18 protein-coding genes are annotated in these 19,815 nt (G+C 65.6%); 10 read left to right on the top strand and 8 right to left on the bottom strand.

Annotation, left to right across the window (positions count from 1 at the left end; all coding sequences use genetic code 11):
• Positions 1–3: 3 nt before the first annotated feature.
• Positions 4–3,936, top strand: coding sequence for an ATP-dependent RNA helicase HrpA (gene hrpA / locus ACODTB_RS09075; RefSeq protein WP_291118983.1), 3,933 nt, complete (start codon positions 4–6; stop codon positions 3,934–3,936).
• A 28-nt stretch (positions 3,937–3,964) separates the two neighbouring features.
• Here hrpA and ACODTB_RS09070 read toward each other — a convergent pair whose 3' ends face one another.
• Positions 3,965–4,906, bottom strand: coding sequence for a FecR domain-containing protein (locus tag ACODTB_RS09070; RefSeq protein ID WP_291118986.1), 942 nt, complete (start codon positions 4,904–4,906; stop codon positions 3,965–3,967).
• Positions 4,907–5,106: 200 nt separating this feature from the next.
• Here ACODTB_RS09070 and ACODTB_RS09065 point away from each other — a divergent pair, with 200 nt between their 5' ends.
• Complete coding sequence (locus ACODTB_RS09065) at positions 5,107–5,823, top strand: Rieske (2Fe-2S) protein (protein ID WP_291118989.1); 717 nt, start codon at positions 5,107–5,109, stop codon at positions 5,821–5,823.
• A 97-nt stretch (positions 5,824–5,920) separates the two neighbouring features.
• On the opposite strand, the gene ACODTB_RS09060 is transcribed toward ACODTB_RS09065, so the two are convergent.
• The 5 genes from ACODTB_RS09060 to lptF are packed head-to-tail and all read right to left on the bottom strand — an operon-like array spanning position 5,921 to position 10,653.
• Positions 5,921–7,099, bottom strand: coding sequence for a pyridoxal phosphate-dependent aminotransferase (locus ACODTB_RS09060; protein WP_291118992.1), 1,179 nt, complete (start codon positions 7,097–7,099; stop codon positions 5,921–5,923).
• 5 nt (positions 7,100–7,104) lie between these two features.
• Positions 7,105–8,049, bottom strand: coding sequence for a CysB family HTH-type transcriptional regulator (locus tag ACODTB_RS09055; RefSeq protein WP_204734862.1), 945 nt, complete (start codon positions 8,047–8,049; stop codon positions 7,105–7,107).
• Complete coding sequence (locus ACODTB_RS09050) at positions 8,046–8,411, bottom strand: sirohydrochlorin chelatase (protein ID WP_291118996.1); 366 nt, start codon at positions 8,409–8,411, stop codon at positions 8,046–8,048. Before ACODTB_RS09050 ends, ACODTB_RS09055 begins: the two co-directional genes overlap by 4 nt.
• A gap of 5 nt (positions 8,412–8,416) precedes the next feature.
• Positions 8,417–9,535: an LPS export ABC transporter permease LptG gene (gene lptG / locus ACODTB_RS09045; protein ID WP_291118998.1), complete on the bottom strand. Its 1,119-nt coding sequence runs from the start codon at positions 9,533–9,535 to the stop codon at positions 8,417–8,419.
• Positions 9,532–10,653: an LPS export ABC transporter permease LptF gene (gene lptF / locus ACODTB_RS09040; RefSeq protein WP_291119000.1), complete on the bottom strand. Its 1,122-nt coding sequence runs from the start codon at positions 10,651–10,653 to the stop codon at positions 9,532–9,534. The genes lptG and lptF overlap by 4 nt, the downstream gene beginning before the upstream one ends.
• 25 nt (positions 10,654–10,678) lie before the next feature.
• Between lptF and ACODTB_RS09035 the strand changes: the two genes are divergently transcribed.
• From ACODTB_RS09035 to ACODTB_RS09010, 6 genes are all read left to right on the top strand, one after another.
• Complete coding sequence (locus ACODTB_RS09035; RefSeq protein WP_291119002.1) at positions 10,679–12,169, top strand: leucyl aminopeptidase; 1,491 nt, start codon at positions 10,679–10,681, stop codon at positions 12,167–12,169.
• A 14-nt stretch (positions 12,170–12,183) separates the two neighbouring features.
• Positions 12,184–12,618: a DNA polymerase III subunit chi gene (locus tag ACODTB_RS09030; protein ID WP_291119004.1), complete on the top strand. Its 435-nt coding sequence runs from the start codon at positions 12,184–12,186 to the stop codon at positions 12,616–12,618.
• A 204-nt stretch (positions 12,619–12,822) separates the two neighbouring features.
• The gene (locus ACODTB_RS09025; protein WP_291119005.1) at positions 12,823–14,007 is read left to right on the top strand and encodes a branched-chain amino acid ABC transporter substrate-binding protein; all 1,185 of its coding nucleotides are present in this window, start codon (positions 12,823–12,825) and stop codon (positions 14,005–14,007) included.
• A 212-nt stretch (positions 14,008–14,219) separates the two neighbouring features.
• Positions 14,220–14,486 (top strand): hypothetical protein, encoded by a 267-nt coding sequence (locus tag ACODTB_RS09020; protein WP_291119007.1) that lies wholly within the window; start codon positions 14,220–14,222, stop codon positions 14,484–14,486.
• 56 nt (positions 14,487–14,542) lie between these two features.
• Complete coding sequence (locus ACODTB_RS09015) at positions 14,543–14,992, top strand: hemerythrin domain-containing protein (RefSeq protein ID WP_291119009.1); 450 nt, start codon at positions 14,543–14,545, stop codon at positions 14,990–14,992.
• A gap of 60 nt (positions 14,993–15,052) precedes the next feature.
• A complete protein-coding gene (locus ACODTB_RS09010) occupies positions 15,053–16,285 on the top strand; it encodes an MFS transporter (RefSeq protein WP_291119011.1) in 1,233 nt (410 codons plus the stop codon).
• Positions 16,286–16,292: 7 nt separating this feature from the next.
• Here ACODTB_RS09010 and ACODTB_RS09005 read toward each other — a convergent pair whose 3' ends face one another.
• Positions 16,293–16,640: a hypothetical protein gene (locus tag ACODTB_RS09005; protein ID WP_291119013.1), complete on the bottom strand. Its 348-nt coding sequence runs from the start codon at positions 16,638–16,640 to the stop codon at positions 16,293–16,295.
• Positions 16,637–17,332: a hypothetical protein gene (locus tag ACODTB_RS09000; RefSeq protein ID WP_291119015.1), complete on the bottom strand. Its 696-nt coding sequence runs from the start codon at positions 17,330–17,332 to the stop codon at positions 16,637–16,639. Before ACODTB_RS09000 ends, ACODTB_RS09005 begins: the two co-directional genes overlap by 4 nt.
• Before the next feature lie 656 nt (positions 17,333–17,988).
• On the opposite strand from ACODTB_RS09000, the gene ACODTB_RS08995 reads away from it, so the two are divergent.
• Both ACODTB_RS08995 and ACODTB_RS08990 read left to right on the top strand, forming a co-directional pair.
• Positions 17,989–19,251 (top strand): AAA family ATPase, encoded by a 1,263-nt coding sequence (locus ACODTB_RS08995; protein WP_488929255.1) that lies wholly within the window; start codon positions 17,989–17,991, stop codon positions 19,249–19,251.
• Positions 19,244–19,690, top strand: a complete 447-nt coding sequence (locus tag ACODTB_RS08990) for a hypothetical protein (RefSeq protein ID WP_291115739.1) — start codon at positions 19,244–19,246, stop codon at positions 19,688–19,690. The genes ACODTB_RS08995 and ACODTB_RS08990 overlap by 8 nt, the downstream gene beginning before the upstream one ends.
• Positions 19,691–19,815 lie beyond the last annotated feature (125 nt).

Here is a 19,815-nt window from a genome sequence, read left to right as displayed (position 1 = left end):
GGCATGGGGCCGGGCGCGGATAATGGCCGGTTGCCCGATTTTGACCGAAGTTCCCACTTGTCCTCCACGCCGCTGCACATCGAATTCCCGGAAAGCCTGCCCGTCTCTGCGCGCCGCCATGAGATCGAGGCCGCGATGCGCGACCACCAGGTCGTCATCGTCTGCGGCGAAACAGGCTCGGGCAAGACCACGCAGCTGCCCAAGATCGCGCTGGCCATGGGGCGGGGCAAGTGCAACGCGAAACCGGGCCAGCGCGGCCAGCTGATCGGCCACACCCAGCCGCGGCGCATCGCCGCCTCCAGCGTGGCCAAGCGCATCGCCGAAGAGCTCAAGACACCGCTGGGCGATGTGGTGGGCTACAAGGTGCGCTTCCAGGACCGCCTGTCCAAGGACGCCTCCGTCAAGCTGATGACCGACGGCATCCTGCTCGCCGAAACGCAGACCGATCCCGACCTGCGCGCCTACGACACCATCATCATCGACGAGGCGCACGAGCGCAGCCTCAACATCGACTTCCTGCTCGGTTACCTGCGCCAGCTGCTGCCGCGCCGGCCCGACCTCAAGGTGGTCGTGACCTCGGCCACCATCGACGCCGACCGTTTCGCGCGCTACTTCGCCTCGGCCAAGGGGCCGGCACCGGTGCTCATGGTCTCGGGCCGCACCTTTCCGGTGGAGGTGCGCTGGCGCCCGTTCGAGGAAAGCCGCGACTACGACCTGAACAACGCCATCGCCGATGCCGTGGACGAGCTCTGGCGCGGTCCGGCCGGCGGCGACATCCTGGTGTTCCTGCCCGGCGAGCGCGAGATCCGCGAGGCGGCCGACCACCTGCGCAAACACCTGAGCCACATCCCCACGCTGCGCAACGCCGAGGTGCTGCCGCTGTTCGCGCGCCTGTCGCAGGCCGAGCAGGACCGCATCTTCCAGGACCACAGCGGGCGGCGCATCGTGCTCTCCACCAACGTGGCAGAGACCTCGCTCACCGTGCCCGGCATCCGGTTCGTGATCGATGCCGGCACCGCCCGCGTCAAGCGCTACAGCTTCCGCCAGAAGGTGGAGCAGCTCATGGTGGAGCCCATCAGCCAGGCCGCGGCCAACCAGCGCGCCGGCCGCTGCGGCCGTGTGGCCGACGGCATCGCGATCCGGCTCTACGACGAGGCGGGCTTCGGCGCGCGCCCGGCGTTCACCGACCCCGAGATCCTGCGCAGTTCGCTCGCGGGCGTGATCCTGCGCATGAAGGCCTTGCGCCTGGGCGCGGTGGAAGACTTCGCCTTCATCGAGGCGCCGCAGAAGCGCGCCATCGTCGACGGCTACCAGTTGCTGGCCGAACTCAACGCGGTGGACGAGGCCAACGAACTCACGCCCATCGGCCAGACGCTCTCGCGCCTGCCACTGGACCCGCGCGTGGGTCGCATGATTCTGGAGGCGCAGCAGCGCGGCGCGCTCGACGAGGTGCTGGTGATCGCCTCGGCCCTGAGCGTGCAGGACGTGCGCGACCGCCCGCTGGACAAACAGGCGCAGGCCGACCAGGCGCACGCCAAGTTCGACGACGAGAAGAGCGAATTCAGCGGCACGCTCAAGCTCTGGAAATGGCTGGAAGACACCAAGGGTGGCCACGGCAAGGACCACAAGCTCAGCCACCGGCAATACGAAAGCGTGCTGCGCGAGAACTTCGTCAATGTGCGGCGCGTGCGCGAGTGGCGCGACATCCACAGCCAGCTGCACACCGTGGTGGCCGAGCACCAGTGGAGGCTCAACGACAAACCCGCCAGCTACGAGCAACTGCACCTGGCCATGCTGGCCGGGCTGCTGGGCAACGTGGGCCAGAAGCACGAAACCGAAGACTGGTACCTGGGCGCGCGCGGCATCAAGTTCCACCGCCACCCGGGTGCGAACCTGAGCAAGCGCCCCGGTCGCTGGATCGTCTGCGCCGAGCTGGTGGAGACCACGCGCCTGTTCGGGCGCGGCATCGCCGGCATCGAGCCGCTGTGGCTGGAGCAGGTGGGTGGGCATCTGATCAAGAAGCAGCTGCTCGACCCGCACTGGGAGAAGAAGGCCGCGCAGGTCACGGCGCTGGAGCGCGCCACGCTGTATGGCCTTGTGATCTACAGCAACCGCCGCACCGACTACGGCAAGGTGGACCCGGCCGGCGCGCGCGAGATCTTCATCCGCGAGGCGCTGGTGGCCGGCGAGTGGGAGACGCGCCTGCCGTTCCTGGCCGCGAACCAGAAGCTGGTGCGCCAGGTGGCCGAGCTGGAACACAAGTCGCGCCGGCAGGACGTGCTGGTCGACGACGAGCTGATCTACGCCTTCTACGACCAGCAACTGCCCGCGCACATCTGCAACGGCGCCGCCATGGAGCGCTGGTACCGCGACGCCGTGCGCGAGAACCCCAAGCTCCTGCTGCTCACGCGCGAGGAGCTGATGCGGCACGAGGCCGCCGGCATCACCACGCAGACCTTCCCCAAGACGCTGCGCCTGGGCGGCGTGGACTGCGCCTGCAGCTACTTGCACGAACCCGGCGACCCGCGCGACGGCCTGTCGGTCACGCTGCCGATCTTCGCGCTCAACCAGGCCAGCGAAGACCGCTGCGACTGGCTGGTGCCCGGCATGCTCAAGGAGAAGGTGCTGGCCTTGCTCAAGACCCTGCACCAGCGCCCGCGCTCTCGCCTGGTGCCGCTGCCAGCCACCGCCGAGCGTTTCGCGCAGGCGCTGTGCGAGCCCGCCACCTTCGGCGCCGGCAACCTGATGGACGCGGTGCTCAAGCTCGTGCGCGAGGCCACGCAGCTTGACATCCAGCGCAACGACATCAAGGTCGACATGCTCAGCGCGCACCACTTCATGCACCTGCGCGTGGTCGACGAACACGGTCGCCAGCTGGGCCAGGGCCGCAATCTCGCGGCGCTCAAGGCCGAACTGGGCGCGCAGGCGCGCGGTGCCTTCCAGGCCCTGGCCTCGCTCAAGATGGAAGGGCTGCGCGCGGCGCCTGCGCCCGCCGCGCCCGTCAAGGGCGGCCCGGCGCCGGTGGCGGCCAAGGCGGCCGCCACCAAGGCCCCGGCCGTGAGCGCGGCCCAGCGCCACACCGCCTGGGATTTCGGCGAGCTGCCCGAGCTGATGGAAATCCGCCAGGGCCAGCAGACCCTGATCGGCTTCCCGGCGCTGGTGGACGACGGCGAGGCGGTGCGCATCGAGGTGTTCGACGAACCCGAGGTGGCCCAGGCGCGCCACCGCGAAGGCCTGCGCCGCCTCTGCGCATTGCAGATCCGCGACGCGCTGAAGTACCTGGAGAAGAACCTGCCCGGCCTGCAGGCCATGGGCGTGGCCTACATGCAGGTGGGCAAGGAGGCGGGCGGGGGTGGCACGCTGGAAGAGTTGCGCTCGCAGATCCTGGAACTCGCGCTGGACCGGGCCTTTCTCGGCGACCCGCTGCCCACCGACGAAGCCGCCTTCAAGCGGCGCGTGGAAGAGGGGCGGGGCCGCCTTACGCTGATCGCCAACGAGATCGCCCGCACGGCCGGCACCGTGCTCACCGAGTACGCCGCCGCCGCGCGCAAGCTCAAGGACAGCAAACCGCCGGCGGACGTGGCCACCGACATCGCGCAGCAGCTGCAACGCCTGGTGCCCAAGCGCTTTCTCCTGCAGACGCCGTACGCGCAGTTGCAGCACCTGCCGCGGTATCTCAAGGCGGTGCAGTTGCGGCTGGACAAGGTGCGCGCCGATCCGGCGCGCGACGCCGCCAGGCTGGCCGAGCTGCGGCCGCAGGATCAGCGCTTCTGGCGGCTGGTGGCCGAGCGCAAGGGCGTGCAGGACGCCCGCCTTCAGGAGCTGCGCTGGCTGCTGGAGGAGCTGCGGGTAAGTTTCTTCGCGCAGGAACTGCGCACCCCCCAGCCGGTGAGCGTGAAGCGGCTGGAGAAGGCCTGGACCCAGCTCAACGCCTGAGCCTGGGCCCTGGCCTCCGGCGAGCGGCTCAGTTCGCGGTGAGCGCCACGCGGCCTTCGCTCACGCCCAGGGCGGCGTCAGCGCGCAGCCGCTGCAAGACGGCTTCGGCGTCCTCGCGCGTGGCGAACTGGTTGATGCGCACCTCGTGGCGCCCATCCCTGGCCAGGGTTTGCGCCGGGTAGCCTGCGGTCTGCAGCCGGGTGCGCAGCGCGGCGGCATCGGCCGCGCTGCTGAAGGTCGCCGCCACGGTGCGCCAGCGCCCGCCTTGCAGCAGCACACCGCTGCCGGGCTGCATTTCGGCCTGGCCGATGAATTTGGCCAACTGGGCCGGTGTGGCCTGGTCGGCCGGTTTTTCCGGCTGGCCCGTGAACACCACCCAGAACGCCCCGGGTTTGTCGAGCTCGATGCCCGGCTTGGCCTCGCGCACCACCTCGACCTTGCCCTCGAACACGCACACGGCGTCGTGGGCCGCATCGGTCATGGTCCAGAAGTCGGTGCCGCGCACGCCCACCGTGGCCGTGGCCAGCTCGACGTTGAGTTCGCGCTTGTTGCCCAAGGCCTTGCTGGTGTAGTCGGTGGCGTAGCGGAACACGCCGCTCACGAGTTTGAAGGCGCTCTTCTGCTCGCTGGGCGCGGCGGCGCTGCTGCGGCTGGTGTCCAGCGACTGGATCAGGAACTCGGTCTGCTCCCCCAGCTTGATGGTGCTGCGGTCGTCCATGCGCAGCAGCATGCGCGAGCCGTTGGCGGTGATGGCCTTGTCGTTGGCGCGCAGTTGTGCCCCGGGCTCGGCCGGGCGGCGCTGGCCGTTGCGCTCCACCCAGGCGGGCAGTTGAACGGCTTCGACCACGGTGGCGCTGGGCGTGGCGTGGGCCGGGGTGCTCAAGCCCCAGGCGACAGCGGCGCAGGCCTGCCAAAGCACCGCACGGCGGCTCAGGTTCTTGAGGCGATGGAAAGGGATGAGGGGGGTCACGGGGAAAGGTCCTTTAGCGATGCACAAAAAAAAAGCCTGTCCGACAGGCCGCTCGGTGTCCCAAGTTACGTCCATATCGGCGTGCCGGATGCACTTCTTGACGCCGGCATGTGAGAAAAAACACGGGTTGACACCGGCGGACGCATGCGTTTCACTGCCCCAAGGTGGCCGGCGCAACGGCCTTTCATCGGAGATGGGCGATGGATCGACGTGAATTCGTGGAAGTGTGCGCGCTCGGCGGTGGCTCGCTGGCGGCGGCGTTGACGCAGACCGCCTGGGCCGCGGATGCCAAACCGCGTTCGTATGGCCGGGTTCAATTGCTCGACGATGTGGGCAAACCGCTCAAGGCGTCGAACCTGAAACCGCAGACCAACTACGTTTTCCACTACCCCTTCGAAGCGACACCCGTGTTCCTGCTCGACCTGGGCAAACCGGCGGCGGCGACCCAGCTGCAGACCCGCGACAAGCAGAGCTACCAGTGGCCGGGGGGCATCGGCCCGCGCAGGAGTCTGGTCGCGTTCTCGGCCATCTGCGCGCACAAGCTGGTGTACCCGACCAAGGACCTGAGCTTCATCAGCTTCCGCAAAGGCGCGGCCACGAATCCGCAGACGCCGAGCAAGGGCAACGACCTGATCCACTGCTGCGCGGACCACAGCCAGTACGACCCGGCGCGTGGTGCCCAGGTGCTCAACGGCCCGGCCGAGCAACCCCTGTGCGCGGTGCTGATCGAGCACGATGCGAAGAGCGACACGCTCACCGCCACCGGCACGCTGGGTGGCGAACTGTTCGACGACTTTTTCAAGAAGTACGAGATGAAGCTCAGCCTGGAGGTGGGGCCGAACGCGAAGCAGGCCGTGGCCCGGCAGGCCACGGTGGTCGAACTGGAGCGCTACTGCCGCAACCCCGTGCGGTGCTGAGGGGTTGCCCCCACGCTCCGCCGCTGCGCGGGTCGCTGCCCCCCGAGGGGGCTGATCCGGCTTGGGGCGGCCCGGCGCCGGATCGAATCTCGACGGGTCAGAGTCTGGCGAGCCGCGTGAGGGCTTCACGCAGGGTGTCGTCCTTCTTCGCGAAGCAGAAGCGCACCACGCGCTGGTCGAAACCGTCGCCATAGAAGGCCGAGAGCGGGATGGCGGCCACGCCGATTTCCTTCGTGAGCCACTGGCAGAAGTCACCCTCGGGCAGGTCGCGCTCGGGCACGGCCAGGGCCGAAATGTCCACGCACTGGAAGTAGGTGCCTTCACCAGGCAACAGGCGAAAGCGCGTGGCCGCCAGGCCCTCGCGGAACAGGTCGCGCTTGCGCTGGTAGAACGCCGCCAGCTCCAGGTAGGGCGCCGGATTGCCCATGTAGGTGGCCAGCGCGTGCTGCACCGGGGTGTTCACGGTGAACACGTTGAACTGGTGCACTTTGCGGAACTCGGCCGTGAGCGCGGCCGGGGCCACCACCGTACCGACCTTCCAGCCGGTCACGTGGTAGGTCTTGCCGAAGCTGCTGACGATGAAGGCGCGCGCGGCCAGGCCGGGGAAGCGCGCCGCGCTCTGGTGCGCCTGGCCATCGAACACCATGTGCTCGTACACCTCGTCACTGATCAGCAGCACGTCGGTGGGCGCGAGCAGCGCCTGCAGGCGCAGCATGTCGGCCTCGCTCCAGACCATGCCGCTGGGGTTGTGCGGGCTGTTGATGATCAGGGCGCGCGTGCGCGGCGTGATGGCGGCGGCGATGCGGTCGAAGTCGGGCCGGAATGTGCCGGGCGTGAGCGGCACGCGCACCGCGACGCCGCCGGCCAGCTCGATGTTGGGCACGTAGCTGTCGTAGCAGGGTTCGAGCACGATCACCTCGTCGCCGGGCTGCACCACGGCGAGGATGGCGGTCAGGATGGCCTGCGTGGCGCCCGCCGTCACGGTGATCTCGGTGGCCGGGTCGCAGGCCAGGCCGTAGAGGGCCTGCATCTTGGCGGCCATGGCCTGGCGCAGCGCGAGCGCGCCGGGCATGGGCGGATACTGGTTGTGGCCGGCCTGCATGGCCCGCGTGACCGCTTCCACCAGGGCTGGGTCGCAGTCGAAATCGGGGAAGCCCTGGCCCAGGTTCACCGCGCCGTGCTCGGCGGCGAGCGAGGACATGACGGTGAAGATGGTGGTGCCGACCTTGGGCAGGCGGGAGGCGAGGGCGGGGGTGCGGGGCGGTAGGGAACTCATGGGGGTTACAGCTCGTAGTCGTCCGGGGTGCCGCTCATGGCGCGCAGGATGAGGTCGCGCGAGAGGCGGTCGCTGAGCAGTTCGGCGAAGCGCAGCACAAAGTGGCGCAGGTAGGTGCCGCGCTTGAAGGCCACGCGCGCGAGGTTGTGGCCGAACAGTTGCGCGGCGGGGCGGGCCACCAGATCGGGGGTCTGGTTCTCGCCCTGCATGGCCATCTCGGCCACGATGCCCACGCCCATGCCCAGCTTCACGTAGGTCTTGATCACGTCCGAGTCGATCGCCTCGAGCACGATGTTGGGTTGCAGGTGGCGCAGGGCGAAGGCCTGGTCGATCCGGGTGCGACCGGTGAAGCTGGGGTGGTAGGTCACCAGCGGCACCTGGGCCAGGTCGTCGAGCGTGATGCGCTCGCGCTCCAGCAAGGGGTGGTCGAACGGCAGCACCAGCACGTGCTGCCACTCGTAGCAGGGCAGCGTGACCAGCTCGGGGTAGTTCACCAGCGATTCGGTGGCCATGCCGATCTCGGCCACTTCCTCCATCAGCATCTTGGCCACCTGGTCGGGCGAGCCCTGGTGCAGGCTGATGCCTACCTTGGGGTAGGCCTGGCGCAGCGCGGCCACCGGCCCCGGCAGCACGTAGCGCGCCTGCGTGTGGGTGGTGGCGATGGAGAGCGTGCCGCTGTCCTGGGCCGAATACTGTTCGCCGATGCGCTTGAGGTTGTTGACCTCGCGCAGGATGATGTCGATGCTCTTGAGCACCTGCTGGCCCGGCTCGGTCACGCGTTTGATGCGCTTGCCGTGGCGCGCGAAGATCTCGATGCCGAGCTCGTCCTCCAGCTCGATGATGGCCTTGGAGACGCCGGGCTGCGAGGTGTGCAAGGCCTTGGCGGCCTCGGTGAGGTTCAGGTTGCGGCGCACCGCCTCCTGCACGAAACGGAACTGGTGCAGGTTCATGCGGCGGTCTCCAGCGCGATTTGGGCGAGCAGGGCGGTCAGACGGGGGTCTTCGCCAGCGGCGGGCAATTGTTCGAAGGACACGGTGGGGTGTGCGGCGGCCAGCTGGGCCATCAGCACCGGCAGGTCTTCACGGGCGTGCTTGCCCATGCCGAAGAAGAGGGGCAGCACCCGCACCCGCGTCACACCCTGGGCCACCAGCTGGCGCGCCGCCGTGGCGATGTCGGGGTCGCTGAGTTCGAGGTAGGCGCAGGACACCACGGCCGAGGCGTCGCGGCGCGCGATCTGCTGCGCCACCGACTCGACCGGCTGGCGCCACAGGGGGTCGCGCGACCCATGGGCGAAAACGATCACACCGAGCATGGCCGCTACCTCCGAAGCACCAGCCACCCGAAGGCGCCGAGCGAGAACACGGAGTAGATCAAGGCCGGTGAGGCCGCGGCCAGCCAGGGCTGCCACTGGTTGAGGTTGCCGATGTAGCCGAACACGTTGTTCAGCAGGAAGAAGCTGATGCCGATCATCACGCCGCCGAAGACGTAGCCGGTGATGCTGCCCGAGCGGAAGTGCAGGTAGGCGAAGGGCAGCGCGAGCACCACCATCACCAGGCAGCTCAAGGGGTAGAACACCTTGCGCCAGAACTCGATCTCGTAGCGCTGTGCCGTCTGACCATTGGCCTCCAGATGGCGGATGTAGCCGAACAGGTCGGCCGTGCGCATGCGCTCGGGCTTGAGCAGCGCCACGGACACCATCTCGGCGTTGATGCCGCTGGGCCAGCGCAGGGTCTCGAGCGATTCGCGCTGGATGCGGCCGGAGGCCTGTCCAGCGGTATCGAACTCGCGGCGCTGCACCTGCCGCAGGGTCCAGGAGTCGTCCACCTCGATCTGCCCGGTCTGGGCGTGCAGCGTGGAGACCAGGAAACCCTGGTTGTTGAACTCGAAGATGCGCACATTGCCCAGCTCGCCCTGCGGCGACATGGAGCCCACATTGACCGAGAAGTTGCTGTAGGGCTGCTTTTCCTTGAGCCAGGCGCCGGTCTGGCCCAGGCTGATGTTGCCTTGGTAGCGCGCCTTGAGCAGCTGGGCCGTCTTGTCCGACAGCGGCGCCAGGTAGTCGCCGATGGCGAAGGTGAGCACCACGAACACCGCGCCCAGCCCCAGCAGCATGCGCAGCGCCCGCCAGGGGCCCAGGCCGCTGGTGCGCAGGATGGTGTATTCCGAGCCCTGCGCCAGGCGCGCGAGCACGAAGACGGAGCCGATCAGCACGGCGATGGGCAACAGCTCGTAGATCCGGCTCGGCATGAGCAGCCCCACGTAGAGCAGGGCATGCGGCACTTCGTAGACCAATGAAGGGTCGAGCGCCGAGGGCTTGCCCAGCGCGGGCAACTCGTCGACAAAGTCGAAGAAGAAGAACAGCGAGAGGAAGGCCAGCAACACGAAGGTCACTGCCGCGAACACTTCGCCATAGATGAGACGGCGGATGGTTTTCATGCGCCCGCTCCCACGGCGGCGCTGCGCGCCGTGCGCCGGGCGCTGAGCCAGCCGCGCAGGCTCAGGTTGTAGTGGCGCTTGAAGAACCACAGCACGGTCAGCACGAACACGCCGCCATGCAGGCCGACCATGTAGCCGCCCAGGCTGAAGAGGCCGCTGGCCACCCAGCTCTGGCCCAGGTTGAGCAAGTTGTAATAGAACACGAAGGCGAACAGGGTGAAGAACAGGTTGCCGCCGCGACCGGCGCGCGGGTTGCCGGTGGTGGTGGCCACGGCGATCAGCACGAAGTTCATGGCGGTCAAGGCCATGCCGATGCGCCAGCCCAGTTCGCCGAGGTTGGCGCGGTTGGGGTCGCGGATCAGGTCCCAGCTGTTGCGGGCCTTCAGGGCTTCGCCGCGCTGGCTGATGGCGGAGGAGCCGATCTGGGTGCCGTACTCCTCGAATTCGCTCACCTTCAGGCTGCTCTGGTCCGCCGGCGTCTCCAGGCGCTGGCCGTTGTTGAGCATCAGGATCTGCTGCTCGTTGATCCACTCGATGCGGCCCGAACGCGCCGAGGTCACGGTCTCGCGGCCGTCGTTTTCGGTGCTGGAGATGAAGATGTTGCGGCCCTCGGTGCCGTCCGCCGTGTCCTTGTCGATGAAGAACACGCGCCGCCCGCTCGACGACTCCTGAAACTGCCCGGGCGCCACGCGCTCCAGGTCACCCCGGCGCTCGAAGCGGTCGCGCAACTGGTCGGTCTGCGCATTGGCCCAGGGCCAGACGAAGAACACCATCAGCGTGATGACCATCAGGATCGGCCACGAGAAGCGCATCACCGGCCGCAGAAAGCCCCCGAGCGAGCGGCCGCTGGAGAACCAGATGATCATTTCGCTGTCGCGGTACATGCGCGAGAGCGTGAAGACGATGGCAATGAAGAGCGCCAGCGTGAGGATCGTGGGCATGCGGCCGATGACGGTGTAGCCCAGCACCAGTGCGATCTCCTGCGGGTCGACGCTGCCTTTCGAGGCCAGTCCCAGCGTGCGGATCAGCAGCATCGTCAACACGATGGTGAACAGCACCACCAGCGTGGCCCCGAAGCTGCGTGCCAGCTCTTTGCGGATGGAAGAATGGAATAACATCGATCGAGAACAGGAAAACACGATTATGGACTTCGAACTCAAATCCCTTTCGCCTACCCAGGCCGCCCAACTGAACGCCGACGCGCTGCTGGTGCTGGTGCCCGACACCGTCGCCCCCGGCAAGGCTGCCAGCGGCGCCCTGCAGGAGCTCGTGGCCAGCGCCACGAAACTGGGCGACCTGGACGCGGGTGTGGCCAAGCAACTGGCCTGTTACCGCCCTGTGGGCATCAAGGCCCCGCGGGTGGTGCTGGTGCGGGTGGGCGACGGCTCGGCCGCTTCGGTGCGCAAGGCCGTGGGCGCGGGCATGGGCTCGCTCAAGCAGCCCGGCATCAAGAAGCTGGGGCTGGTGCTCAGCCTGTTCGATGCGAACGACGACGCCGTGCGCGCCGCCGTGCAGACCTGTGCGGACGCGACCTACACCTACACCACCACCAAGCCCTCGGCCAAAGCCCGCACGGTGCAACAGGTGGTCGTGGGTGTGGAGAACGCGGCGGCCGTGCGCAGCGGTTTCGAGACCGGCCGTGCGCTGGTGACCGGGGTGGAGTTCGCCAAGGAATGGGCCAACCGCCCGGCCAACCACGCCACGCCCAGCATGTTGGCCGAGGCGGCCCGCAGGCTGGGCCGCAAGCCCGGCCTCAAGGTGGATGTGCTCGGCCCGAAACAGGTCGAAGCCTTGGGCATGGGCTCCTTTCTCGCCGTGGCCAAGGGCTCGGCCGAACCGCTGCGCTTCATCGTCCTGCACTACAACGGTGCGGCCAAGACCAGCGCCCCCGTGGTGCTGGTGGGCAAGGGCATCACCTTCGACACCGGCGGCATCTCCATCAAGCCGGCAGCGGAGATGGACGAAATGAAGTTCGACATGGGCGGCGCGGCCAGCGTGCTCGGCACCTTCGCCGCCCTGGCCGAGCTCAAGCCCGCCATCAACGTGGTGGGCCTCATCCCCAGCTGCGAGAACATGCCCGATGGCATGGCCGTGAAGCCGGGCGACGTGGTCACCAGCATGAGCGGGCAGACCATCGAGATCCTCAACACCGATGCGGAAGGCCGCCTGATCCTGTGCGATGCACTCACCTACGCCGCGCGTTTCAAGCCCCACAGCGTGATCGACATCGCCACCCTCACCGGTGCTTGCGTGATCGCCCTCGGGGGCGTGCGCTCGGGGCTGTTCTCGACCCGCGACGACCTGGCCCAGGCCCTGCAGAAGGCCGGCGACACCGCGCAGGATCTGTGCTGGCGCCTGCCGCTGGACGATGAGTACGCCGAAGGCCTCAAATCGAACTTCGCCGACATGGGCAACGTGGCCGGGCGCGCGGGTGGCGCCATAACCGCCGCCAAGTTCCTGCAGAAGTTCACCGCCGAGCTGCCCTGGGCCCACCTGGACATTGCCGGCACCGCGTGGAAGAGCGGGGCGGCCAAGGGCTCCACGGGGCGGCCGGTGCCGCTGCTGTTGCAGTACCTGATCGACCAGGCCGCGGCGGTGGCTCCGAAGAAGGCCACCAGAACCCGCAAGGCCTGAACACGGCGCGCAGCATGACCGAGGTGGCCTTCCATTTCAATGCACCCGACAAGCTGGGTTACGCCTGTCGCCTGCTGCGCAAGGCCTACCTGCGCGGCGCGCGGGTGATGGTGCTCGTGGAAGAGCGGGAGCGGACGGCGCTGGATGCCGCGCTCTGGACCATGGCCAACGGCGAGTTCATCCCCCACAGCGGGCCGACGGACCCCGCGCATGTGAAGTCCCGCTCGCCCATCCACCTCGCCAGCGAGGTCTCGGCCGCCAACGGGGCCACGGTGCTGGTGAACCTGCGCCTGGACATGCCGGCCGGTTACGAAGGCTTTGCGCGTGTCATCGAGGTGGTGACCGGGGACCAGGAAGACCGCGGACACGCGCGCGACCGCTGGAAGCTTTACAAGGCGAAGGGCATCGAGCCCCAGCGGCACGATCTCCAGCTGGCGCCCCAGGACTGACCTGACGCTCGCGCACCTGCGCCGGGCAGCATGCGCCAGCCTTATGGGCCATTCAATGGCGTGATGCGACTTTGGGAAAACCCTCGTTCCTTCCCACAGGCGCTGCGCGATGCGAAATCCGCTGGTTTTTTGGAGTATCTTTATGGGCGTGGAGAAAAAAAGTTCCCTCCGCATTCCAACTTCCATCCTTTTCCGAGGAAAACCATGCAACTGAACACCAAACTGGCCGTCATCGCGGCGGCTGTCGCACTTGCCGCTTGCGGCAAAAAAGAAGAGGCCGCACCCGCAGCCGCTCCTGCCGCAGCCCCCGCTGCCGCCGCTCAGGTCATCAAGATCGGTCACGTTGGTCCCACCAGCGGCGCCATCGCCCACCTCGGCAAGGACAACGAGAACGGCGCCCGCATGGCGATCGAGGAGCTCAACGCAGCTGGCCTGACCATCGGTGGCAACCCGGTCAAGTTCGAACTGCTGGCGGAAGACGACGCAGCGGATCCGAAGCAAGGCACCGCCGCTGCCACCAAGCTGGTGGATGCCAAGGTCGCTGGCGTGATCGGCCACCTGAACTCCGGCACGACCATCCCGGCCTCGCAGATCTACAACGACGCCGGCATTCCCCAGATCTCCCCCTCCGCCACCAACCCCAAGTACACCCGCCAGGGTTACGCCGGCGCGTTCCGCGTGGTGGCTGACGACGTGCACCTGGGTGGCACGCTGGGCAAGTACGCCGTGGAAACGCTCAAGGCCAAGAGCGTGGCCGTGATCGACGACCGCACCGCGTATGGCCAAGGTGTGGCCGACGAGTTCGAAAAGGGCGTGGCTGCTGCGGGCGGCAAGGTGGTGGGCCGTGAGTTCACCAACGACAAGGCGACCGACTTCAACGCCATCCTGACCACCCTGAAGGCCAAGAAGCCCGACGTGGTGTTCTTCGGCGGCATGGACGCCGTGGCCGGCCCGATGCTCAAGCAGATGAAGCAGCTCGGCATCAACGCCAAGTTCATGGGTGGCGACGGCATCTGCTCGACCGAGCTGCCGAAGCTGGCCGCCGATGGCCTGGCCGACGACCAGGTGTTCTGCGCCGAAGCCGGTGGTGTGGAAGGCGAACAGAAGGAAGGCATGGAGAAATTCCGTGCTGACTTCAAGGCCAAGTTCAACGCCGACGTGCAGGTCTATGCCCCGTACGTGTACGACGCCACGAAGGTGCTGGTCAACGCCATGGTCACCGCCGGCTCGGCCGACCCCAAGGTCTACCTGCCCGCGCTCAAGGCCACCAACTACAAGGGCGTGACCGGCAACATCGCCTTCGACGAAAAGGGCGACATCAAGAACGGTGCCCTGACGCTCATGACCTACAAGGGCGGCAACCGCACCACCCTGGCCGTGATCCGCTGATCGGCCAGTGCCCCGGACGGGACGGCCTCTTCGGAGGCCTCCTGTGACAAAAAAGCCACCGCATGCGGTGGCTTTTTTTCGTCTGCGCCCGGCGTGGGTGCAGTCCTACAGGGAAGGGGGGCCTCAGCCGACACCCGGGCCGCACGGGGATTTTTAGACTGGTTGTGCGTGGCGATCCTGCCCGCAACCCGTTTCTTTTCTGGAGATTTCGCATGAGCAACCAAGGCAAGTCCAACCAGCAGCAACAGCAGAACCCGAACCAGCAACAGCCTGGCAGCCAGAACAACCCCAATCAGCAGCAACAGCAGCCGAACCCCAATCAGCAGCAACCCGGCAGCCAGAACAAGCCGGGCCAGCAGCAACAGGCACAACCCGGCCGCGATGACAACCGCAAGTCGCCGCAGCAAGGCGGCAACCAGGCGGACAACAACGATCCGTCGCGCAAGCAGCAAGGCAGCAACAACCCGCAACGTGGTTGATCGGCTGAGACGAGGAATGCCCGGCCTCGGCCGGGTTTTTTATGCAGGAGATCCCCATGGACAACATCTACGAAGCCCTCCGCGAAAGCCACGAGACGCAGCGCACGCTGTGCCGGCGGCTGGTGCGCACCAAGCCCGAGGATCCCCGCGCCCAAGAGATTTTCAAGGCGCTGCGCATCGAACTGGCCGCCCACGCGGCCGCCGAAGAGCGCTATCTGTACGCCCAGATCCTGTTTGACGACATGGGGCTGGATTCGTCGCGCCACGCTTTGCACGAGCACCATGAGATCGATGAATGTGTCGAAGCCCTGGAAGAGGCGCGAAACAAGCCCAAGGCCTGGCCGGAGCTGGCGAAGAAGCTGTCCCACGAAGTGCACCACCACCTGCGGGAAGAAGAGCGCAAGTTCTTCCAGCTCTCCGGCAAGATCCTGAGCGACAGGCAAAAAGTCAGCCTGGCCGCGCAGTACCGGTCCGACCTCGACCGGATGCGTGACGTGGTGGCCTGATCCCGAAGGGGTAAAACCCCCAGCCTGCGTGGAATGCTGCGTTGCAGCAAGATCGAGGGAATGTCCGCCACATCCTCCCAGGCCCCCACGGGCGACCCCGCCACCCATCCTGCTTTCCGTGCCACCGTTTGGGCCCTCGGGCTCGGCGGTTTTGCCATTGGCACCGGCGAGTTCGTCATCATGGGCCTGCTGCCCGAAGTGGCCACCACGCTGCAGGTCAGCATCCCGCAGGCCGGCCATGTGATCAGCGCCTACGCGCTGGGTGTGGTTGTCGGGGCGCCTTTGCTGGCCGTGCTCACCGCCCATTGGCCCCGGCGCATGCTGCTCGTCGTGCTGATGGTGCTGTTCGCCCTCGGCAACCTGGCCAGCGCGGCGGCCCCCGGTTATTGGAGCCTGAACCTGCTGCGCTTCATGGCCGGCATGCCGCACGGCACCTATTTCGGCGTGGCATCCCTCGTGGCCGCCTCGCTGGTGCCACCGGGCCGCCGGGCCCAGGCCGTGGGCCTGATGATGCTGGGCCTCACGGGCGCCACGCTCATCGGGGTGCCCGTGGCGGCCTGGCTGGGGCAGCACTGGGGCTGGCGCAGCGCCTTTGTGCTGGTGGGCGTGATCGCCTTGCTGGCCAGCGTGATGATCCACCGTGCGCTGCCGAACCTGCCGGCGCCCGAAGGGGCGAGCCCCTTGCGGGAACTCGCGGCGCTCACCAACCCCCAGGTCTGGCTCACACTCGGCATCGGCGCCATCGGCTTCGGCGGCATGTTCGCTGTGTTCAGCTACATCAAGCCGACGCTGATCGAGGTGACTGGCCTCTCGCTCGGTGCCATCCCTCTGGTGCTCGCGCTGTTCGGCGTCGGCATGATCGCCGGCAACCTCGTGGGCGCGCGACTGGCCGACAAGGCCCTGCTGCCCACCATCGGCGGCACCCTGGTGTGGTCGGCGCTGGTGCTGTTGCTCATGCTCGTGACCGCGCCATACGCCGCCGCCGTGTCGCTCAACGTGCTGCTGGTGGGCACCGTGGTGGCGCTGGCACCGGCGCTGCAGATCCGCCTGATGGATGTGGCCGGTGAAGCGCAGGCATTGGCCGCCGCGCTCAACCACTCCGCCTTCAACCTCGCCAACGCCCTGGGTGCCTGGCTGGGCGGTCTGGCGATTGCGAGCGGCCTGGGCTGGACATCGACAGGCTGGGTGGGCGCGTTGCTCGCCGTGGGCGGGCTGGTGGTGTTTGCCGCCTCGATCTGGCAACAGCGGCGCGGCGGCAAGCCACGCCTGCCCGTGGCGGCCTCGCAGGCCTGACCGGCCCCTAGACGGGGTCCTCCTCCAGCACGCCGCACGCCGGGTCTCGTTTCGGCCTGTCCTTCCCGGTGGAGCAGGTCAGGCCGTCGTCGTCGTCCTTCAGCGGCTCCAGGTCTTCGTCCTCGAAAACGCAGTACATCGATGGCGGCAGGGGCTCCAGGGTGTCCGCGTCTCGAATGTGAAGAGGGCCGCCCAGCGAGATGGTCTTCCATGGGAAGAGACCTGCGACCCACCGCCCTGAGCCACCCCACTCCTCGCTCGGAAAATGCGGGCCGACGACCAAAACAATGGCGCCCTTGTTCCGGCTTTCGCCAATCACTCTGGCGCGCTGCCCCGGTTTGCAGCGGCGGCTCATGGCGCTTCCCCCGCGAGGATGGAGGCATCGGGCGTCGTCAGCTTGTCGAGCTGGGCATAGAAGGCCGGATCGGCCGCGCGGATGACCGCCCGGTGCGCCTCCACGATCTGCGCATGCCGCTCGGCGTCAAAGATCACCTCGCCCTGCACCAGCGCTTCGACGATCGCGTCCACCGCCGTCAGGGCGGATTCCTTCGTCTCGGTGCTGAACCTGTAGCCGTGCCCGCCCTTTGCCTGATCCAGCCGCCTGAGGAAAACAAGGTCCGCCAACTCGCGGATGGTGGCGGCGACTTCACACACGAACTGCCGCTCGGAGCCGGGCATCCGCGCAAGTTCGCGCTGGGCGAGTTCGGCCTTGCATCTGGCGACGCTCTGCGCCCGCTCCCTGCGGCGCTTCTCGCGGGCCTTGGCCCGGCGCTGAAGGAGTTCGCCACGCGGCAGGCCAACACACACCAACCATGGCATGTCGGCATCGTCGCGCCGGCACACGCGAAGGTAGGTCTCATCCATCCGACAGCGGCGAGGCATCACCACGCCGCCGAGGTAGGACACGCTCCGTTTGCCCTCAGGCGGGAACTGCTCGGGCCTCACCAGACCCGCCGCCATCAGATCCTCGGCCTTGCCGATGTACCCGTCGAATTCTTTCTCCTCGATCTTCTGGATGGAGGAGGGGAGTAGTTGGCTGCTTGACATGTCGCACCCCCTCACAGCGCCGCAGGGGCGGCTTGGCGAGTGGGGGCGCGGCGGATGCAGCGCGCGGGGCGAGCGAGATGGATGCGCGCTGCGCGGGCTTGGGCAATGTCGACGACATTGCTCGCGGTCTTAGAATCGGTCTTAGCCATGATGTGCGGTCCTTCCAAGGTTGTTGCACGTTGTGGTTAGAACGGCTGCAGGGTTGCCCCCCTGTGGCCGTTCGCTTTTGTGTCTCGGATCAACTCCCTGCAATGCAGGAAGTCACGCCCCGAGACGCGGCGCTACTCCTTCGGTTCCTTCGCCTTGTCGATCCTCTCGCGCACCCAAGGGGCACCACCCAGGCGCTTGAGCTTGGCGCGTTGGGGCTCGGTCATCTTGATCATGACGGGGACGGTAGCCACTCCTTCAGCCAGCGGTTTTCGCCCGCTCCCGGGTCTTGCTCCACCAAGCGGTTTCTTTGTATCCATGCGGAAAATAGTAAACCTATTTCAATTGATTGGGTTAACTTTTTCTCGAGGGATAACCCTTGGTTCATCGTGAGGGTGAGCGTGTAGCGGTCCAAGAAAAAGGTGGTGGGATGGAGAGATGGCGATGCATGCAAGCTTCATGCGCTCGAAGCTCACAAAATCTAGGCCATCAGAACGTACACTCGGCAAATGCGAACTCTTTCTGTCGAAAACTTTTCTTGCGTGCTCAACGCTCAAGTTGAGCTCAAGCGGCTCACTGTGATCATTGGTCCCCAAGCGAGTGGCAAAAGTGTGCTCAGCAAACTTTGCTACTTCCTCTTTGACTGTGCTCACCATCAAGACAACTGCATCCAGCGACGTCATAGCTTTGATAAGTTTACATTGGGACTGAAGGCGAAATTTATTGAATGGTTTCCGATTGAAGCTTGGGGATCGAAACGTTTCAGAATCGAGCTGAATGCAGGTGACTACAATATTACGTTGACGCGCAAAACCTATGGCGGAAAAGTATCCGATGATTTTCGCCTAAAGTTCTCAGAAGCGTTTAAGCTTCAATACGAAAACCTTCTGCAGAGCGTGGAGAAGTCTTCAAAAGACTCGCGAGATGAAATTGCATTTGGGCTTGACTATCGTGTATTTGATCAATCCAGAAAATCGCTAGCGGTTTTAATGGGCAAAGAAAGGGTGATGCACCAAGCATTTGTGCCGGCGGGACGTTCATTCTTTACGAGTATCGGAAAGGCGATCGCTGCGTTTGAACAAGGTCGCGTGCTGGATCCATTAATTCTTCAATTTGGTAGGTTGTATACGGCTTATCGGGAACAAGGTTTCGCTCACTACTACGGTGAAAAAACAGCGGAGTCGTCGCTTAGGAAAACCCTAGAACGACAGTTTGATGAGCTTTTGGGCGGAAGGGTCGAGCGAGATGGGGAGAGAGAATATCTGATCACGCAAGATGATCGAAAGGTCCCACTTAGTGCGATGTCCTCCGGCCAGCAGGAACTGCTCCCCTTGGCAACTATCTTGCCTTGGTTGATGAGGATTCGAGAAGAGAGAATATGTTACATCGAAGAGCCAGAAGCCCATCTATTCCCTAAGGCGCAAAGTCAGCTTATTGAAACTCTTGTATCGTCCGTTAGTGCTAATACAAATGCAAATTTGGTATTGACAACCCATAGCCCCTATGTGCTGACAAAGATCAATAACTTGTTGCAAGCAGGCGCGCTATCACGGCGACTGTCAGAGGACAAGAAAAAAGCACTCGATTCAATCGTTAGTCGTCGGGCCTGGCTCACAGCACGAAATGTTTCAGCGTATGCTTTGCGGGATGGAAAAACAGAGTCTATTCTTGAGTCCGACGGTTTGATCTCCGCAGATTATCTCGATGAGGTCTCCAGCGAAATGAGCACGGAATTTGGACGGTTGCTGGAATTGGAGGAATCCCTTGATTGAGTGCTACACAAAGACAAAGGCTTCAAAGGTTTTGGTCCAAGAAAGAGGGAAGTCTGCAGTGTTTCTTAATCCGGAACGTGTGGATTTTTTTAGGGTCAAGTTTGACGGATGTTTAGTGAAGAATGCTGTAGCCTGCGATTGGCTAGTGATCCGCCAAGCAACCGACAATATTTTGGTCGAGTTGAAAGGGACTGATGTCGAGCACGCGCTTGAGCAAATTGAGGCAGCGTTTGAATATATGGCTCGTGAGAAGTTGTTGGCGGACAAGAACGCAGCGCTGATTGTTTGCTCGCGGCCTCATCGCACCCCCAAGTTCAGTTCTAAGCTTCAAAAAGCTCGCGCTCGACTTTCGGAGAGATACAAGGCACCGCTTCACGTGGTGACGGCCAGACACGAGTTTATTGTCGATCGAGTAATGTCGCAGACAGGGCCGTTCTAGAGAAGGCGAAGTTGGCCGCAGGCGCTTGTGCGGTGTCGGTCAGGGCATGGAGAGTCCCGTCTGGAGCCTCAGAGCCGATACCCACTTCAAGTACCGCGATTCCCCCAAAGATAGCCCGCAAAAAT

It is taken from the genome of Hydrogenophaga sp. FG152, assembly GCF_057809615.1.
This window is presented reverse-complemented; position numbering and strand designations above follow the sequence as displayed.

What these genes read in the sequence shown, in the direction of transcription:
- ACODTB_RS08995 (WP_488929255.1), top strand. Translation starts at nt 17,989, where the DNA reads ATGCGAACTCTTTCTGTCGAAAACTTTTCTTGCGTGCTCAACGCTCAA.
- ACODTB_RS09060 (WP_291118992.1), bottom strand. Translation starts at nt 7,099, where the DNA reads ATGAGTTCCCTACCGCCCCGCACCCCCGCCCTCGCCTCCCGCCTGCCC.
- ACODTB_RS09005 (WP_291119013.1), bottom strand. Translation starts at nt 16,640, where the DNA reads ATGAGCCGCCGCTGCAAACCGGGGCAGCGCGCCAGAGTGATTGGCGAA.
- ACODTB_RS09000 (WP_291119015.1), bottom strand. Translation starts at nt 17,332, where the DNA reads ATGTCAAGCAGCCAACTACTCCCCTCCTCCATCCAGAAGATCGAGGAG.
- ACODTB_RS09035 (WP_291119002.1), top strand. Translation starts at nt 10,679, where the DNA reads ATGGACTTCGAACTCAAATCCCTTTCGCCTACCCAGGCCGCCCAACTG.
- ACODTB_RS09025 (WP_291119005.1), top strand. Translation starts at nt 12,823, where the DNA reads ATGCAACTGAACACCAAACTGGCCGTCATCGCGGCGGCTGTCGCACTT.
- ACODTB_RS09010 (WP_291119011.1), top strand. Translation starts at nt 15,053, where the DNA reads ATGTCCGCCACATCCTCCCAGGCCCCCACGGGCGACCCCGCCACCCAT.
- hrpA (WP_291118983.1), top strand. Translation starts at nt 4, where the DNA reads ATGGGGCCGGGCGCGGATAATGGCCGGTTGCCCGATTTTGACCGAAGT.
- ACODTB_RS09050 (WP_291118996.1), bottom strand. Translation starts at nt 8,411, where the DNA reads ATGCTCGGTGTGATCGTTTTCGCCCATGGGTCGCGCGACCCCCTGTGG.
- lptF (WP_291119000.1), bottom strand. Translation starts at nt 10,653, where the DNA reads ATGTTATTCCATTCTTCCATCCGCAAAGAGCTGGCACGCAGCTTCGGG.
- ACODTB_RS09065 (WP_291118989.1), top strand. Translation starts at nt 5,107, where the DNA reads ATGGATCGACGTGAATTCGTGGAAGTGTGCGCGCTCGGCGGTGGCTCG.
- ACODTB_RS09055 (WP_204734862.1), bottom strand. Translation starts at nt 8,049, where the DNA reads ATGAACCTGCACCAGTTCCGTTTCGTGCAGGAGGCGGTGCGCCGCAAC.
- ACODTB_RS09030 (WP_291119004.1), top strand. Translation starts at nt 12,184, where the DNA reads ATGACCGAGGTGGCCTTCCATTTCAATGCACCCGACAAGCTGGGTTAC.
- lptG (WP_291118998.1), bottom strand. Translation starts at nt 9,535, where the DNA reads ATGAAAACCATCCGCCGTCTCATCTATGGCGAAGTGTTCGCGGCAGTG.
- ACODTB_RS09015 (WP_291119009.1), top strand. Translation starts at nt 14,543, where the DNA reads ATGGACAACATCTACGAAGCCCTCCGCGAAAGCCACGAGACGCAGCGC.
- ACODTB_RS09020 (WP_291119007.1), top strand. Translation starts at nt 14,220, where the DNA reads ATGAGCAACCAAGGCAAGTCCAACCAGCAGCAACAGCAGAACCCGAAC.